Source organism: Sinomicrobium soli (assembly GCF_003285545.1).
Lineage (GTDB): Bacteria > Bacteroidota > Bacteroidia > Flavobacteriales > Flavobacteriaceae > Sinomicrobium.
On record NZ_QLNV01000013.1, the window covers coordinates 30,367 to 47,393 of the forward strand.

Below are 17,027 nucleotides of genomic sequence, written 5' to 3' on the forward strand. Positions count from 1 at the left end.
GGCTGTCGGAATGACAACTTCCGGCTTCTGACCATTTCATCATTCGCAAGTATCCCGGGATCCCTTACCTCACAAAGGCATTGGCCATGCCTCCGTCTACATTAATGGTATTCCCGGTGCTCTTATCCAGTATCCCCAGCAGGGCATATACCCCATTGGCTATATCTTCAGGGCGTATGATCTCATGGAGCAGGTTGCGTTTGGCATAATGTGCCGGCAGCTCCTCCACGGTTATTCCGTAAGCCCTGGCCCGTCCTTCGGCCCATGCTCCTTCCCATATCTTGCTTCCCACGATAACGCCGTCGGGGTTTACCGTGTTCACCCGTATCTTGTCCGGCCCCAGTTCGGCTGCCAGCAGTCTTGTCATGTGCTGCTGGGCTGCCTTGGCGGTCCCGTATCCCACATTATTGGGGCCTGCCACCAGCCCGTTCTTGCTGGCAATACTCACAATATCTCCGCCCAGCCCCTGCTTTCGCATAATATCAACCCCGCTTTGAGCCAGGAGGAACTGTCCTTTGACCAGTACATCCTGCAATAGTTGCCAGTCCTTTTCCGTAGTCTCTTCGAGGGGCTTCGAAATGGCCAGCCCGGCAGAATGTACGATGATATCCACTCCCCCGAAACCGAGACATGCCTGCCGGAAGGCCCCTTCCACATCAGCTGCACCGGTAACATTACAGACTACCGCAGAAACCTCATCTTTCCCGTACGTTCCCTCCGCCTCTTTCAGGAGCTCCGCATCCAGGTCGGTAAGCACCACATTGGCTCCTTCCTCCACGAGTTTATCAGCTATGGCCTTCCCGATACCTCCCGTTGCGCCGGTAACCAGGGCTACCTTCCTCGACAATGGCTTTTCCTTGGGCATACGCTGCAGTTTGGCCTCTTCCAGCAACCAGTACTCTATATCAAAGGCCTCCTGTCTCGGAAGAGAGGTATATTCGCTGATCGCTTCGGCCCCTCTCATGACATTGATTGCGTTGACGTAAAACTCCGATGCCACCCGGGCGGTCTGTTTGTTCTTGGCAAAGGTAAACATTCCCACACCGGGCCAGAGTATGACCACCGGGTTGGAATCGCGGATAGCCGGGCTGTTATCGTGTTTGCAGCTTTCATAATATTCCCTGTATTCCGCCCTGTACTGTTCGAAGGCCGGTTCCAGTTTTCCGAGCAGCTTTGTGGTATCAGACAGGTCGGCCCCGGCCTCCAGGGGCAGGATAAGCGGCTGTATCTTGGTGCGGAGAAAGTGGTCCGGGCATGATGTACCCATAGGGGCCAGTCTTTCCAGGTCATTGCTGTTGATATACTGCAATACCCTGTCGGCATCGGTAAAATGCCCGATCATCCGCTTTTCGGAAGAACACAGCCCGCGCAGCAAAGGTGCGATGGCTGCCGCCTGCGACTTTCTCTTTCCGGGTTCCAGGCTCTTTATTTTTTCCCCTCCGAAAACAACTCCTCCGTTTCCCGCAATCTTCTTTTCTATATATTCCGAGGCCATTTCGATAACCTCAAGACTGTTGATATAACATTCATAAGCCGTATCCCCCCAGGTAAAAAGTCCGTGGCTTCCGAGGACTATCCCCCTGATACCGGGGTTTTCGGCCAGGCACTTCTCGATCTGTAACCCGAGGTCGAATCCCGGGCGCTGCCAGGGTACCCACCCCATACTGTCGCCCCAAATCTCCCGGGTCACTTTCCTGCTGTCTTTTGCCGCCGCCACGGCGATCAGGGCATCCGGATGCAGATGGTCTATATGTTTAAAGGGCAACAGGCCGTGCAGGGGAGTATCTATAGAAGGTGCTTTACTGTCAAGGTCATAGATGCAGTGATTAAACAGGGCTACCATTTCATCCTCGTGTTCAATGCCGCGGTATACCTTCTTCAGGGCCCTCAGCTTATCTACATACAATCCGGCCAGGCCGCTCCTGGTAAGGCTTCCGATATCTCCTCCCGATCCCTTGATCCACATGATCCCGGTTTCTTCCCCCGTTAAGGGATCTTTCTCAACAGTACGGCAACTGGTATTTCCCCCGCCGTAATTCGTGATCCGGAGATCTGTTCCGAGCAGATTGGAACGATAGAGCAATAAATCCACTTCGTTGCCCTCCAGTGTGGCAGCCTTTGCTTCATCCCACAGGTAATCCACGTATTTGAAATTCTTTTTCTCCACTATTTTCATCGACTTTCTTTTTTAGGCCCCATAGCATTGCAAGGCTATAACGGCCAGGGTTTACAATTCAAGCATGGACGAAAATATATGTTCTGTATCAAACAACTATCCTGTAGTGTACTGCTCAATACAAAACACAAGCTTCCCGCAATATAGTGTGTAAGAAACACATTTTTTATTATTTTTACCATTATAATAAAACACCTCTCCTTTTTAACAAAATTGCTATTAATTAACATAAAGGGTGCACTATGAATATTACACCAGCCATTTCTGATATTCGGATCAATGAAAATTCCCGTATTCCCAAATACAAACAGATCGTAGATTCCATTATCGAGGGAATAGCCTGCGGAGACCTGAAGATAGGGCAGAAAATCCCCTCCATAAACGAGCTCAGTGAGGAATGTTATCTTTCGAGGGACACTGTAGAAAAGGCGTACCGGCTCCTGAAAGAGAAGAAGATTATAGTATCGGTAAAAGGAAAAGGCTATTATACGGCACGTACGGACCTGATCTCCAGGATCAATGTCTTTTTTATGGTCAACAAGCTCAGTTCGTATAAAATGCGGATATACAATTCCTTTGTAGACCGTATCGGGGTAAACGGCCACGTCAGTCTCTTTGTCTACCACTGTGAAGAATCCCTCTTTGTCAGGACCCTTGAAAAAAATATAGGCGCATACGATTATTACGTGATCATGCCACACTTCAAGAACGACAAGCTGATGCACATCAGCAATACCGAAGAAGTCGTACGGGCCATAGAGAAGATCCCGAAAAACAAGCTGTTGCTGCTGGACAACGGCAAGCCTCCTGTTTCCGGGAAATACCCCTCCATTTACCAGGATTTTGAAAATGACATATACCAGGCCCTCACCGAAGCCCTGAACAAACTGCAGCGCTACAACAAGCTTATCCTGGTATACCCGCGAAAAGCGGTATACCCTTATCCGCTACGCATTCTTCACGGTTTCCGGAAATTCTGTGTGGAGCATTCCTTCGACTTTGAGATCCTCGACGAAATTTATGACGATATGGGGCTACAGTCGGGAGATACCTACATTATCATAGAAGAAAACGACCTGGTAAATCTTGTAAAACAGGTCAGGGAAAAACAACTCGTACCCGGGCGGGACATAGGTATCATTTCGTATAATGACACTCCGCTCAAAGAGTTGCTGGGCATCACCGTGATCAGTACCGATTTCAGGATCATGGGAGAAACCGCAGCAGACCTGTTGCTGCAGGGCAGGAATGACAATATCAGGAATGTCTTCCGCTTTCTGGACCGGAATTCCGTATGATCCTCTCTGTGAATCTCCGGGCTTCACAGTGATGATTTAAACCTGCAACCTGCCACTAACAACGAAAACAATATATGGTATAACCCCTGAAATGATATAGATCAGTTATGAAAAAACTCCTGATTTTTGCTTATTTCCTGTGTTCGGGTATTTTCTGCCATGCCCAGTCGCTCCGGTTCGAAGAAGGGAACGGGACGGTGACGCTGGTAGAAAACGGTACTCCCAGGTATACGTACCAGTCGGATACCAAAAGCCTTGACGGGCGCTATCCCAGGGCAAATTACATCCATCCCCTTTACGACATGCAGGGCAATATGCTCACCGAAGACTTTCCTGGTGACCATCCCCACCACCGGGGTATCTTCTGGACGTGGCACCAGCTTTTTGCCGGAGAGGAGAGGCTTGCCGATCCGTGGTTTTGCGAGAATATTACCTGGACAAACGAAAATATCCAAACCCGGATCAAGAGCAATTCGGCCGTATTGGAAACGGAAGTACTGTGGAAAGCCGGGGAAGAGGGAGAGGCCGTCATCCGCGAAAAGACCTCCATAACCTATTCTCCCGGAAATGGTTTTTACATCCTGGATTTCGATACCACTCTTTCAGGGCTCAGGGAAGATATCCGTATAGGAGGCTCCGAAGACGATAAGGGGTACGGTGGGTTTTCCGCAAGGATACACGCTGCGAAAAGCATCAGCTTCTTCTCCGGGAAAGGTGAAGTGGCTCCCCGGAATACCGCCGTACAGGCCGGAAACTGGATACAGGCCATCCCCGATTACGGGGCGGGGAAGGAGCAGACCGGCGTAATTATCATGTGTGAACCTGAAAAATTACCTTCCTTTCAGGGCTGGATACTCCGGGCGGAAAAAAGCATGCAGAACCCCGCATTCCCGGGCCGGGGACTTCTTGGGGTACCCGTGGATGAACCCCTGAAATTTCGTCACAGAGTCATAGTACACCACAGGAAACTCCCTGTTGCGCGTATTGAAAAACTATACCGGGATTTTGCAGATTAGTTTCAGGGCATTTTCTGTAATCCTTCCCATTTTATTTTCCAGTTCCCGTTTTCAGGGAATCCCGGGTTCTTACCCCTGCTTCCGTCCCATCCTGCACACATCATGGCCACAGCGGTAAGCACCCCGCCATTACCGGGAAGATATAAACGAAGCCGCTCGTCCTGATAATTGTGTCCGTTGGGCAGATAGGTGTTGGTCTGTATATCCATAAGCAATGCATCTACAGCCTTTTCCCTGAGTCCCAGCCTTGCAGCTGTCATGGCCGTCATCGGAAAGTCCCATCCCCAGGTATCCTCCCAGGACCAGTGCTCCCAGATATAGCCGAACGTATTTTTCATGATTTCCTTATCCAGTCCGTCCGTCTCCGGCAACATCCCGAAAGTCCCGAAAACAGAAGGATGGTCGGTTATATATTCCGGATTGGTATACGAATCCGGGGCGCTTTCGGCCGCGAGGTACAATCCGTCCTGTACGGGCAGGGGAGACAGCTTATCCAGTACATCATCCCATTTTGCTACCCGTTCCTCCCCGAGCCGCTCCTTCCACTGCTGCGCCGTTTCGAGCGCCCATCGCCAGTACGCCAGTTCGTAGGTAGGGTTAAAGGTTTCCTCTGCCCTGAAACGCTCCTGGGCAGGAATGAGTACCGGACCCAGCATATAACGCTGCTTTTCCTCGTCGTAATGTGCAAAGGAAGCCATAAAATCGGCTGTAGCGAAAACCAGGTTGCCATATTCCTCCAGTACGCTCTCACCATTCCCGGAACGGTACAGCAATTCGGCAAAAGTAATGTAATGCGGTTGCTGCCAGATCAGTACCGCACCGATGGAGGATGGGGATTCATTTCCGTAAATATCCGTCATCTTTTGCCATCGCACCCCTTCAAAACCTTGTCTTTCCGCTATTTTCCGGGCCTTCCGGGAAACCTTCTTATACCAGTCCATACTTTTCGCCAGCAGTTCCGGCCTACCCCATAGGGGATAGTGTACCCCATGCCACCAGTGCATTTCCAGGTGGGGCTTTCCAAACCAGCTGTTCTGCGTAAGCCCGGTTTCCTGAGGGGGCACAGCTCCCGCACACTGAAGCCTGGTCAGATATTGGGACAACACCACCCTCCTTTCGATCTCACCGGCTCTCGGGTCTGTACTTCCCGAAAAGTCAACGGCTCCCCCCGATTTCCAGAAGGACTCCCATCCATCGGCACTCGCCGACGCCACTTGCGGGAACGAAGGAAGTTTGCCCGTATCACTACGATCCGTCGTAAAAAGGCAGCTCATCGAAAAAGAATTTTCTTCTTCTCCGGGAGCAACAATAAAATAATGCGGTTCCTTTTCACTGACCTGTGCTTTCTCCTCCCAGTTCATTTTAACCGCATAGGATAACGAATCCAGCTGATGTACTACGGTGGCCCCCTGACCGGTTACCGACGACAATGCCGTTTTATGCCGGCCGGCACTCCCCCGGTTGGTACCGGTATCGGCCCAGCCGGCGGTGGGATAGGGAAAACGCAGCCTTATCTTCAGACGGCCCTGCCCGATAAGCCCGGATTTTACCCGGAAGCTCACCAGGTCTGTCCCCGGATCTGCAACCGTCCATACTTCCACGACCTCGTCGTCTACCCTGAATACACTTTTTATCTGCCCTGTCCAGAGATCGAGTTCCTGCCGGATGTCCTTTATATCATCCGGCGTTACCATACTGCCGTCCTGCTTCGCTATCTCGAACCCGAGATTGCCCAGCTGGAGACGATGCGGGTTTTTGCGGAACCAGTCCGCAGCATCCCTGTGTCTTCCCGCTTCAGACCACTGCGAGGCATAGGTGATCTTCCGGCCGTACTGTTCATAGGTCTTAAGGCTCTCCACAAACCGGTACCCCCGGCTGTTCTCCAGGCTGTTCCATCCCCATTCTGATTGAGTGCCCAGCGCAATCCCGTTCTGATATGCCGCAGGAAAGGATTGCAGACCGGTAACATCAACGGTAAATGCGAAACTTCCGTTCCCTACAGACAGCGAAGCCAGGGTGTCCACTTCATTTACTTTTACATTATGCCGTTTTACCAGGGCTTCCCGGTCTATGACCGCGATAGTGTTTTCCTGTTTTCTCTCCCCTTGTTTTTCCCCGCATCCCCAGGCCGGGACCAGCACAAGGGCAAGAACGGATATTCTCTTCACAAAAGTTATTAAATTCCGTAAATTTCCAATCATTACTCCAGGTTTTATCTTTTAAGAACTTGTTTAAATTTCTACGGGCACCACTGGTTATCCTTCCGCAATTTTCAGAAGGACAGCAGTCGATGTACCGTACCTGCCCCCCTGTGCCGCCGTAAAGAGGTAGGCCGGTTTTCCGTCCAGAAAAAGCAGCTGCGGCCTTTCCATCCTTCCGTACCTCCGGAGATATGAAGGAGCGGCTTTTTCCCTGATATATGCCTTGAGGGGTTTGTATCCCAAAGAAGGTTCTCCCCAGTGAATTCCGTCGTCAGATTCCATATACAATCCCACATCATCACCAAACACTCCCATATCTCTTGCCAGCATCCTGAATTTATCCCCGCGGTACCATATAAAGGCATCCTCGAACTGCGCATGATCTCCCCGCCCGGAAAAATCCACTACAGGATTGTTTTCATACCTCACATAAGGCCCCTCCAGGGTCTTTCCGATAGCCAGCCCGTATTTTCTATTGCCTCTTACCGCCTTTCCGGCGGCCTTGCGGTACTCGGCAGTATTCCAGGACTTGTAGAAAAGCCAGTATTCGCCGTTGGGATGTTTTATAAAAGAAGGGTTGGTCGTACAATGATCGTCCCATGCCCCCGGTTCTCCTGCTTCCAGCAAGGGCCTGTCCGGGCGTTTCCACGGACCGTAAAGGGAATCGGAAGTAGCCAGTCCGATCCTTTTGGTATTGGTCTTTCCGTTAGAATTCCCCATAAAAAACAGGCAGTACTTTCCGTCTACCTTTCGGATATGAGGATTGTGACAGGTAGTCGCATCCCAATAGTTACCCCCTCTCGGTGCCAGTACCACACTCATAAACCGGAAGGGTGCTTCCGGATGATCGGCCACGGCGTGGCATACCTCCGAGCCGCGTATCCAGCCACTCATTGATTTTTCGGCTTTCCACCTCGAGAAAAATACGTGTATCTTTCCGTCGTCCCCTTGTATCGGGCTGTTACACCAGACGTAATATCCTTCCAGTTGCAGGCGCCGCCCTACGGGTATAAGCCGTTCCGCAAAACCTTCCGGGTTCCGGTTGTTCCATGTCCCCGGAACAGCGATCCCGGGAGCAGGAAGCAGAACTCCTGCCGAAAACAGGGATATGCGTTGTAAAAATTCTTCTCTTGTCATGTTCTGTATTTTTATTCCGGAAACAACGGTTCTATTCGGCATATTGCATCAATGTAGCGCTCATCAAGCCTACAATCACATCATTGGCTACCGTTCTTACCTGCATTTTCCTCAAATTCTTTTCAGCATCCAGCGACAGGTCAAGAAGGGTTCCGGCCCCTCCGTCCACTCCGTAACCGGTAAAGCCCTTTATCGTTATAAAATCATTAAAATCGCGGGTAATCTTTCCCTCTTTAAAATACACTCTCGGTGGTTTCGGCGCTCCCGTATCGAAAGCATACCGGTCGGTAAAGTAGTCCTGTTCTACGGGCCACCAGTTTTCGGGATTGCGGAGTTGCAGTACATCCCGGCTGCCATCGTCATATTCCACAACAACCTCACCGTTTACCAGCTGGCTCTGCATGGGATTGGTAGACCCCGCCATGATCATATACAGATGGGAGGCCTTTCCCGAGAGGGGAATCTCCACCGCTTCGGGATAATTGTCCCACATGGAAGTGTAAACAACATTGTGCGCCCCTTCCGCACCGGGGGTATCAAAAGGGATTCCCTGCGGACTTACGACGCGGTTGCCAGCACCGGCCTTTTTGCGCCATCCGGAGTCGTCTATATTAACCTGGACCCCGGGATAACACCAGTTTCCTATACCGTGTAATGGCAGTTGCAGTGTCGGGGATACCGGTCGGGGCGACTTGTATTCATTTTTAAAGATATCACCTACCCGGCTGTTGTAATATTGCTTCAGATCGACGGTTTTCCACGTTGTCTCCGGACTGGCCTGCTGCTCCCAGCACAGAACTTTTTCCTTCACCTCTGTTCCGTTTTCCAGGCTGATCCGTACGGTATTGCTTCCCGGCACGAGAGTTGCAGGGGGCAACCGTACGGTGATTCCGGAATGTCCCGGGATATGAATATCCCCGGCAGGCTGCCCCTTTCCCGGGTTTACTGTCATCCTGCCATTGATCTCTTCTCCCGTATTATTATGTATTGTGATTTCATTGCCCTTCTCATTTTCCCGGTACATATCAGGAGGCGGGATAATGGTTACCGCACGGCCCACAGAGACCTCAACGGGCAGCCACCAACGAAATTCTCCCTGTCCTACATGTACAAAAAATGTTTTTTCCCCTTTTTCCGAAGCTATTCCGGCCGACACTTCATTTTCCGAAACCGAGGGGCTGTCGAGCACCTGCTGAGGATCATACACCCCTGATATCTCCGCACCGGGAACATGAAAGTTTACCGTCCCGCCCGTAAAAGCAGTTATCGCATTCCCGCCGGATATCCCTGTCCCCTTCAGCTGTTCCGCAGGAGGGCTTCCTTCCCATTCCACCACAATATCATAGGTTTTGGCGGAGGGAGCCCGGATGACCACGGAAGGAAACCCGACAGCATTCTCCTCGGCCGCCCAGTCTGCCTCTTCTCCGTTTACCGTCACGGCCCCGACCTGGGCACCACGAGCGGGAATAACCAGTTCGAGGTCCATCTTCGTCTTAAAAGAAGGGACAATACCGTATTCGTCGCGGTTGTCCCGGCGTTTATAGTCCAGCCTGACATCGGGAATATCGAGAGTTGCCGCTTCCCAGTCCCGGGGAAACCCGGGGCGGATGGCGAGCTTTCCCGAAACAGCATCCGGCCGGATCCCGAAAAGCCCCTCTGCCAGGGTTCGTCCCGCCATACCTATGGGGTCTGCGAAATCCCGGTACAGTTCTCCCCTCATGGCATCGTAAAAGGAAAGCTGGTGAAACCCTCCGGGGCTGGCCCCGAGGTACATGCTTTCGGCAAGTGCGCTTTCCCAGAGACGGAAAGCTTCAGCGGGCCTGTTTCCCTGCCAGTAGGCCAGCGCGGTATGCAGTACTTCAGCCAGCGCTACATTGTTTACAGACCAGGTATAGGGTTGCCATGTTGTGGTGGGGACAAGATAGAGGCTATCCTTCCCAAGGCCGTTTGCGCGTACCGGAATACGCGGCAGTTCCGTATCCACATACCGCAACAGCTGCCATGCCCTGAAGGCATCCGGGATCCCTGCATCCATAGCGTGATAAACGGTCCATAACCCGGGATAGGGATGGAGCAAACGGTTTCCCATGATATCCTTGTATTCCGCATACCTGCCCGGGCCGGGCATCCACAGCACCTCATTGACGGCCGCGTATATTTTATCCGCTTCCTCTGTGTATTCCGAAGGGTCTTTACCCAGTTTTTCCGCCAGAAGGGCCGCCAGGAGATTTGCCCTGTAATTGTAGGCCGAGGAATGGGTGACACCACCGCCGTTATACTGCAGGGCATCACTGGCCCAAATGGAAGCATAGGCATCATACAGTCCGTCTCCGTCGGTATCGAAGTTCCTTTTCTCCCAGTCGAGGTGCCTTTGAAGCACCGGCCACATTTTTTCCATAAACTCCCGGTCTCCCGTCCACATCATATGGTGCAGTACCTGGTCTATAAATACCAGGTTCATATCGTAATGGTGCGGCCGGGTATTATTATTGGGATTCCGGCTGATATAACCGCTGCTGAACAACGAGGTCCCCATCACTTCTTTCTGGCGGGCCAGCTGAAGTGCCGTATCGGCAACCACGGGCCCCGTTTCCGGACGGGTCACCTGCGAATTGGCATATCCTCCGAAATGAATCCCGGCACGGTCATGCCACCCGAGAGGATCGGCGATATAAGCTCCCCTCCACCCGTTGAGCGGCATTCTCCAGGCCACGGCACCGTGCTGATAGGCCTCTCCTCCCCATATCCCGTCGGCTGCAACCGCAAGTGCCCCTCCCAGGGTATTGATAAACGGATCAGGAGTTTGCACCTTTACCCTGGAAGTCAGCTCCCTGCGAAATTCTTCTGCTTTCAGAAATGCCTGTTCCGGCGTCTCATTCTCTTTTGCCCCTGAGGCATTCCTGATCATCCAGAACATGGATATGTCCGGGTCCGGCTTACTCATTCCCGAAATTAAGGGCAGGGAACCCTCCCCGGATGCAAAGAGTCTCGCCGGCGTATCCTGTTTTTCTGCATCGGCAATCCTGACCTCCGAGCCTGCAGGGAATATCCCGAATATTTTTCTGTTGTTAGTCCCCCCATTCCTGTTGGAAGCCGCTCCGTATTCCAGTTCGAATCTATTGCCTGAAACCCGGTACTCATTCTCCGTACAATACCCGGGCTGAAGATAGAAGACCGATTCAGGGTCTGCTCCTATATCACCGTTTCTTGAAAATTTCTTCCCGCTTGCCCCTCCGAAAGCCCAGAAAATCCTGACCTCCCCGGGAAGATCTTCCGCTTCGCTTTTCAGCACGAAGCCCTCTTCGTCGGCAAGAGGCAGCAACTGTAGTCTCACGGTCCCTTCCCCCAGCAGGCTGTCGCGTATGGCATACAACATACTTCCGGGACGGTAACGGGTTTCGATGGAATCTGCATCGATAAGCCACTTACTGCTGTCATTCCGCACTATTCCCAATTTAAAATTTCCGCCCATACCCGGCATGTACATGGCAAATTCGGGCAGGTCGCCCGCTTCCACACGGAATGCGGAACCGGAGCCGTACAATGCACGGTTGAACCTTCTCTTTCCCCGGTAAAGCACAAAATCCTCCCCGTCCGGAAGATAATGTACATGCCTTTCCTTTCCATGCCACCATAAAGAGGACTCCCCGGATTGCGGCCGCGAAATCTCCTTACGGCACGAGCAGAGTGTTGTGATGCATATAAGTGGTAAGAATAAAATACTGCGCATGGTCCTGAGCTTTCATTTCGAAAGCCAATATCCCTTTTTTAAAGTGTATGCGCATCCTGTACAATCCTGTTTTCCGCTGCCGGTTACGGCATCAAAGCGCAATAAATGACAAAAAAGCTGTCCCCGGTATTTTCAGGCACCGTGAAACAGCTTTTTATGTTCAAACCTTATGGTTATAACCAGTCATTCATTTTCAGCCAGTTTTCCAGTGCCCGGGGCCAGGTACTTTCCGTCTTATCCGACCTCCCGGTACCATAACCGTGCCCTCCATAGGGATATACATGCAGTTCTGCCGGCACGCCGTGGTCTTTAAGAGCCAGGTAATACCGGATACTGTTCTCTACCGGCACTACGGTGTCGTCAGAAGAATGGACCATAAAGGTCTTCGGGGTATCTTCCGAAACCATCAGTTCATTAGAGAATTCTTTCACCAGGTGCGGATCGGGATTCTTGCCGATAAGGTTATTTCTCGACCCTTTATGAGTAATCTTTTCATCCATGGAAATCACCGGGTAGACCAGCACGGAAAAATCGGGCCGGGCACTGACTTTCTTATCCACCGGGTATACCTTGGCATTGTAGTGGGTAGACAGGGTAGAAGCCAGGTGCCCCCCGGCCGAAAATCCCATGATCCCGATCCTGTCGGTTTTTATGTGCCACTTCCCGGCATTGCGCCTTACGATCCGCATGGCTTCCTGTGCATCCTGAAGCGGGCCCGTACTTTTCTCTTCCATGATAACATCGCTCGGCAGGCGGTACTGCAACACAAATGCCGCAATGCCGAGGCTGTTGAACCAGGCAGCGATATCCCTGCCCTCATGATCAATGGCCAGCACGGAATACCCTCCGCCCGGACAGATCACGACTGCCGTACCATTGGCCTTTTCCGCAGGAGGCAGGTAAACTTCCATAACGGGATCTGTGACCTTGCTGATACGCGGCGATTTCCCGTTACTGTCGTATTTTATTTCCTTTTTATACGAACCGGCGTCAATAGCACCGGGTATTTTTCCGGGCCATACCTCTACGGTTTTTTGCTGTCCGAAAGAAACTGCAGAATAAAAAAATGTCAAAAGAACCAAATGTAACTTCATCTGTTTTAAAAATTGTTTTCACTTTCCAAGAAACTGTCTAAAGGTACATAAAAAACAAAGACGTCCTGTTTATGGGTTCTCTATCCGGTATACCTCACTTCCCGCACAGAGGAAGGCCCCGAGAGCATAATCTTCGAAATCAGGGACCTTGGTATGGCTCAAAGGCTGCCCGTCTCCGGGCTCCTTCCCGGTAGACTGTACATACCCCAGGAACCCGTTGTCATGGAGGGCATCACCGACCATGGCATTCCACCCTTTAAGGATAACAGGCAGGTAAGTCTCCCTGTCCAGAAAACCGTTATTCACACCATAGGCCATCCCGTACACAAACATGGCTGTTCCGCTCAGCTCCTTTCCTCCGAAATGGGTAGGGTCGTGAAGGCTTACATTCCAGAAACCATCCTTGCGCTGGACCGGGACCAGTGCCCTTGCCATATGTTGGAGATCTTTGATATACTGATCCCTGTGTGGTGCATCCTCCGGAATGATCTCCAGTACTTTTGCCAGGGCCATGATCACCCAGCCGTTGCCCCGGCTCCAGTAACAGTCTTCACCGTTGGGCTCCTTATACGGAGGTACAAAACTGGCATCGCGCCACCACAAGCCGTCCTTTTCGTTGAACAGGCCGTTTTTACCATGACGGTTACGGGTATACATATACATCTCGTACATCTTTTCAAAATACCGGTCGTCCTGCTCCAGAACGCCCATCTTTGCCAGGACCGGCATCCCCATCTGTATGGCGTCGATCCACGACCAGTCGTCGTTCTGGGGGGTATGGAGCAACATATTGGTCTGTATACGGATATTCCTGAGTTTTTCAGCACCGGGAGCCAGGTTGTACAGGTCTATATAAGTCTGTGCGGCACAATAGTTATCCGCATTCCGGGTAGTGTTGCCTCCCCGGAGCCCCCACTGATGAAAATCGGCCCAGTCTTTGGCATAGTTGTAATATTCCTCCCTGGGATGAATGGTATGCAGCGCCATAAGCCCCTCGTAATACACTGCCCTGGTCCAGATATGGCTCGGGCGCTCCTTATTGGTAATAATGGTTTTGCCCACATCAGGCCATTTTTTCATGAAGTAGGTATTGGCCCGTTCCATCTGTTTGAGCACTCCGGCCCTGTCGGGAGGTGTTTGTGCCTGTATTATTCCGCATGCCCCCGCCAAAAGGGCAACCCATATCTTTTTCATGATTTCTGTTTTATCATTTATCATCCCGGACCAGGGCCACCAGTTTCACCTGGCCCAAAAGCCCGGAGGGCATGGGTTCCCAGCCGGTCGCATCAAACTTTTTGTAATTGCGGTCCACTATATTGGCATCGTAGAATATTTTCCATTCTTCACCCTTCAATTCCATATCCCGTATCCGGTTTGCCGAAAGGTTGGTCACCTCGATTTCCAGCTTGTTGTTCCTTTTGCGCAATTTCCCGGTTTCAAGCACATAGGGTACCGACCATGCGCTACCGAGATATTTTCCGTTGAGCCATACCTTCGCGCTTTCCCTTACATCTCCCAGCTGTAACTGCCAGTTCTCGGCCCTTCCAGTCGGGCGGTCGAACAGAACGGTATACCTGGCGGTACCGGAAAATGCCTCGTAGTTTTCACCGTAATCCGTCCATGATCCCGTATTTTCCGCCTTTACCGGTTCGGGGAGAACCGGGCCTCCCCTCAGAAAAGATATTTCCCACATCCCTTTTACAGCGAATGATGCATCTTTCTTATAATAGGTCCATTCCTCTCCTTCGGGTAAACGGGGCATCAGGTGTACCAGAAGGCTCTGCCCCGGTTCCAGCTGCACCCTGACCTTTACAAGATCTCCTTCCTGGAGTACCTTTACCCTACCCGAACCACCCGTAAGCGGGTCTGTCAGTTCTGCGCCTTTGGCACGGGTTCGCAAGGGAAGCCATTCGTCGATAGCTTTGTCCTGATGATTGACCAGGTAATAATAACTTTCATCCCCTTTGACCCTTTTCAGATATTTGATCCCGGAAGCAGCCAGAGGTTCTCCGGACACCCCTGACCTTTCAAGGGTTTCCAGAAGGTTTCCCCCTGTTATGGTTGTGATGCTGTGCTGTGCAAGAAGCTCCCCCATCTGCCTGTTTTGCTGTTTGTATCGGTGAAATCCCGGCACCGATCCGGGAAGCCCCGCAAAAATGACCTTTGCTCCCTTATCCTTGAGTTCCAATAGTTTTTTCAGCGTTTCCAGCGGCATTTTATCACTGTCCGGAACCACTATTGCCTTGTAGTTCCCTCCCGGAAGCTTTATACTTCCGTTCTCGTTCCCGGCCTGTAAAATATAACGGTCCGAAATAAAATCCACAGCATATCCGCCATCGAGCAACAGGTTGGCCATCTCGTAAAACGATGTTCCGTACAACCACTCTTCAAGAGAATGGATCTTGAACTGGAAAAACCGTGTACCCCCGAGATTTTTACCCCATGTATCGTAAATAGGCCAGTACAGCAGTACATCGCGCCCGGGTTGCCCTGTCTGCAATACAGACTGCACCCTGTCGATATAAGAGAACAATCCCGGGGCATCTTCCCAGATCGTGTTGTTGGGATGAAAGTTGACAGAGGCATAGAATTTCCATCCCGGCCACTGCGCCCGTTCCGGGGCATATGTGGTTCCGTGCAGGAAAGTGTGGTTTACGCCGGCCAGGAACAATTCTTCCACCTCGGGCTTACACTGGGAAAGTGCGGTCTTGAAATGTTCCCGCAACCACGTAAAGCTTTCAGAAGACACCAGGGGTTTACCCGCAATGTGAGCTGCAGAAGAGGCAAACTTCAGCATCATCCTGTCAGCGTCCCCTTCACGGATGTCCGAAGCTTCCCTCCGGAACCCCGGAATATCAAATGGCATGGAGCCAAAGGTCTCACATTCCGGAATATCCGCAGCTGCATACAGGTCGATCAGGTTTCCCGGGGAACCGTGGGCCTGAAGCTTGCTTTTACTGCCTTTTTCATGAGACCAGGCAGTCCATTGCCGTACAAAATTTTCCAGCAGCATATCCGATATGGTTTCCCGGTAATCGCTCTTCACCCTGTTCCCCGCTTCCGAAGAAAGCGTATCCAGTAACAAAGGCAATACCCGCGCCAGGTCGTAGCCCCTTTTCTTCCTGAAATATTCAAAAAGGTCCGGGGTATAATCGGTACCGTATACTTCGTAGCTGTCATTAAAAAATGCCCTGAGCCTGCCGTGAAGTCCTTTCAAGGCTTTATCGTACGGATTTACGTAGTGTTTAAAAGCATTGCCGGAGTAATGATCCAGTGTAAACCCTTCTCCGCCCGGGGCCGCTCTTTTTACTTTCTGCCCGGTCTTGTCGCAGAATACGGCGTAGATCGTACAGGGCGATGTACCTGCCTGCCACTGTAACCTTCCGCCCTTTACATCAGCTGTTATATTTTCAAACTCTCCGTCGCCCCTAAAGGCAAAGACATATTGTAACACCGCATTTACAGACCCTGGCCCGTATTCCTTCTGCAGGTTGCGGTCCATACTTTCACCGGGACGAAGGTGATATTCACTGACCCCCAGCTTACCGGCTGCATATTCCGGTGAAACCTGGGGACCACCATAAGGCCAGCCTGTACCCAGAACCATATCAACGCCCATCCCCAGGCTATCGGCTACATCCAGGGTATGCTCAAGCATGGCGGTCCACCGGTCTGAAAGATGAGAAATAAAATGGCTTTCTTCCCCCTTTACCCCATAAATGGGAGTGATCTCCACCCCCCCGATACCCGCTTTTTTCAGGGCCGAAAGATTTGCAGTGATCCCTTCCCTGTCGACTGCATTTCCCATCCACCACCACCTCGTCCACGGCCTGGTCATTTCGGATGTTGCCTTATGCTCCCCGTCCTTCACGGGCGCCGACTGTGCATAACTCTCCCGGCAAACGGCCAGCAGGAACCAGATTAGAAACACTCTCCCCAGTAAAAATAAAATCTGCTTGCTCATATCTGTTCTACACAAATAAATTCAAATTAAGAGATTAAAAAGTTATTTCTGTGTGGGGTTGCAAATTAGACAAACCTGCACCTGTAACGTGCAACCCGAAACCTGCCAACTTCGCGTTCCGTGGGTTATGGGTTTTTCATATACACCATACACTTCCGTGTTATCAGAACCAGGCATCTCTCTTCCGAAATAAAATTAGAACACGGGCCTGAAGTACGCATCCTGCACTATCCTGTTTCCCCTCTTAAACCAGCCGGATAACACCTTGCGGATGTTCACGGATATGTTTTCGGGAATTATATTTGTACGGTGGTTTTCAGGCAGGTAACAAGTTATTACACTTTAACGTTTTTAAGCCGCTTTTTATCGAAATAATTAGGTCTGTAAAAATATTGGCTATACTTTCGGATC

Annotated in this window: 9 protein-coding genes; 2 read left to right on the forward strand and 7 right to left on the reverse strand. The window is 51.3% G+C overall.

The features are described from left to right. Window positions 1–64 precede the first annotated feature (64 nt). Window positions 65–2,176, reverse strand: coding sequence for a bifunctional aldolase/short-chain dehydrogenase (locus DN748_RS14930; RefSeq protein ID WP_112372635.1), 2,112 nt, complete (start codon window positions 2,174–2,176; stop codon window positions 65–67). A gap of 242 nt (window positions 2,177–2,418) precedes the next feature. Between DN748_RS14930 and DN748_RS14935 the strand changes: the two genes are divergently transcribed. Together DN748_RS14935 and DN748_RS14940 are read left to right on the forward strand one after the other, a co-directional pair. Continuing rightward, window positions 2,419–3,474, forward strand: coding sequence for a GntR family transcriptional regulator (locus DN748_RS14935; protein ID WP_112372636.1), 1,056 nt, complete (start codon window positions 2,419–2,421; stop codon window positions 3,472–3,474). A 107-nt stretch (window positions 3,475–3,581) separates the two neighbouring features. Beyond that, entirely contained in the window at window positions 3,582–4,490 is a 909-nt protein-coding gene (locus DN748_RS14940; protein WP_112372637.1) for a DUF6807 family protein, read from the forward strand. A gap of 2 nt (window positions 4,491–4,492) precedes the next feature. On the opposite strand, the gene DN748_RS14945 is transcribed toward DN748_RS14940, so the two are convergent. The 6 genes from DN748_RS14945 to DN748_RS14970 form a co-directional block, all read right to left on the reverse strand. After that, window positions 4,493–6,658, reverse strand: a complete 2,166-nt coding sequence (locus DN748_RS14945) for a glycoside hydrolase family 65 protein (RefSeq protein ID WP_112372681.1) — start codon at window positions 6,656–6,658, stop codon at window positions 4,493–4,495. An 87-nt stretch (window positions 6,659–6,745) separates the two neighbouring features. Continuing rightward, window positions 6,746–7,828, reverse strand: a complete 1,083-nt coding sequence (locus DN748_RS14950; RefSeq protein ID WP_112372638.1) for a glycoside hydrolase family protein — start codon at window positions 7,826–7,828, stop codon at window positions 6,746–6,748. A 31-nt stretch (window positions 7,829–7,859) separates the two neighbouring features. Further along, on the reverse strand, window positions 7,860–11,558 hold the full coding sequence (locus tag DN748_RS14955; protein ID WP_112372639.1) for a DUF4450 domain-containing protein: 3,699 nt from the start codon (window positions 11,556–11,558) through the stop codon (window positions 7,860–7,862). A 173-nt stretch (window positions 11,559–11,731) separates the two neighbouring features. After that, window positions 11,732–12,652, reverse strand: a complete 921-nt coding sequence (locus DN748_RS14960; RefSeq protein ID WP_112372640.1) for an alpha/beta hydrolase — start codon at window positions 12,650–12,652, stop codon at window positions 11,732–11,734. A gap of 69 nt (window positions 12,653–12,721) precedes the next feature. Beyond that, window positions 12,722–13,846 carry a glycoside hydrolase family 88/105 protein gene (locus DN748_RS14965; protein ID WP_112372682.1) on the reverse strand — a complete coding sequence of 375 codons (1,125 nt, stop codon included), beginning with the start codon at window positions 13,844–13,846 and terminating at the stop codon, window positions 12,722–12,724. A 13-nt stretch (window positions 13,847–13,859) separates the two neighbouring features. Then, window positions 13,860–16,616, reverse strand: coding sequence for a glycosyl hydrolase (locus DN748_RS14970; protein WP_112372641.1), 2,757 nt, complete (start codon window positions 16,614–16,616; stop codon window positions 13,860–13,862). Window positions 16,617–17,027 lie beyond the last annotated feature (411 nt).

Excerpts from the sequence above, each read along its gene's own strand:
- DN748_RS14930 (WP_112372635.1), bottom strand. The coding sequence starts at position 2,176 with ATGAAAATAGTGGAGAAAAAGAATTTCAAATACGTGGATTACCTGTGG.
- DN748_RS14935 (WP_112372636.1), top strand. The coding sequence starts at position 2,419 with ATGAATATTACACCAGCCATTTCTGATATTCGGATCAATGAAAATTCC.
- DN748_RS14940 (WP_112372637.1), top strand. The coding sequence starts at position 3,582 with ATGAAAAAACTCCTGATTTTTGCTTATTTCCTGTGTTCGGGTATTTTC.
- DN748_RS14950 (WP_112372638.1), bottom strand. The coding sequence starts at position 7,828 with ATGACAAGAGAAGAATTTTTACAACGCATATCCCTGTTTTCGGCAGGA.
- DN748_RS14955 (WP_112372639.1), bottom strand. The coding sequence starts at position 11,558 with ATGCGCAGTATTTTATTCTTACCACTTATATGCATCACAACACTCTGC.
- DN748_RS14960 (WP_112372640.1), bottom strand. The coding sequence starts at position 12,652 with ATGAAGTTACATTTGGTTCTTTTGACATTTTTTTATTCTGCAGTTTCT.
- DN748_RS14965 (WP_112372682.1), bottom strand. The coding sequence starts at position 13,846 with ATGAAAAAGATATGGGTTGCCCTTTTGGCGGGGGCATGCGGAATAATA.
- DN748_RS14970 (WP_112372641.1), bottom strand. The coding sequence starts at position 16,616 with ATGAGCAAGCAGATTTTATTTTTACTGGGGAGAGTGTTTCTAATCTGG.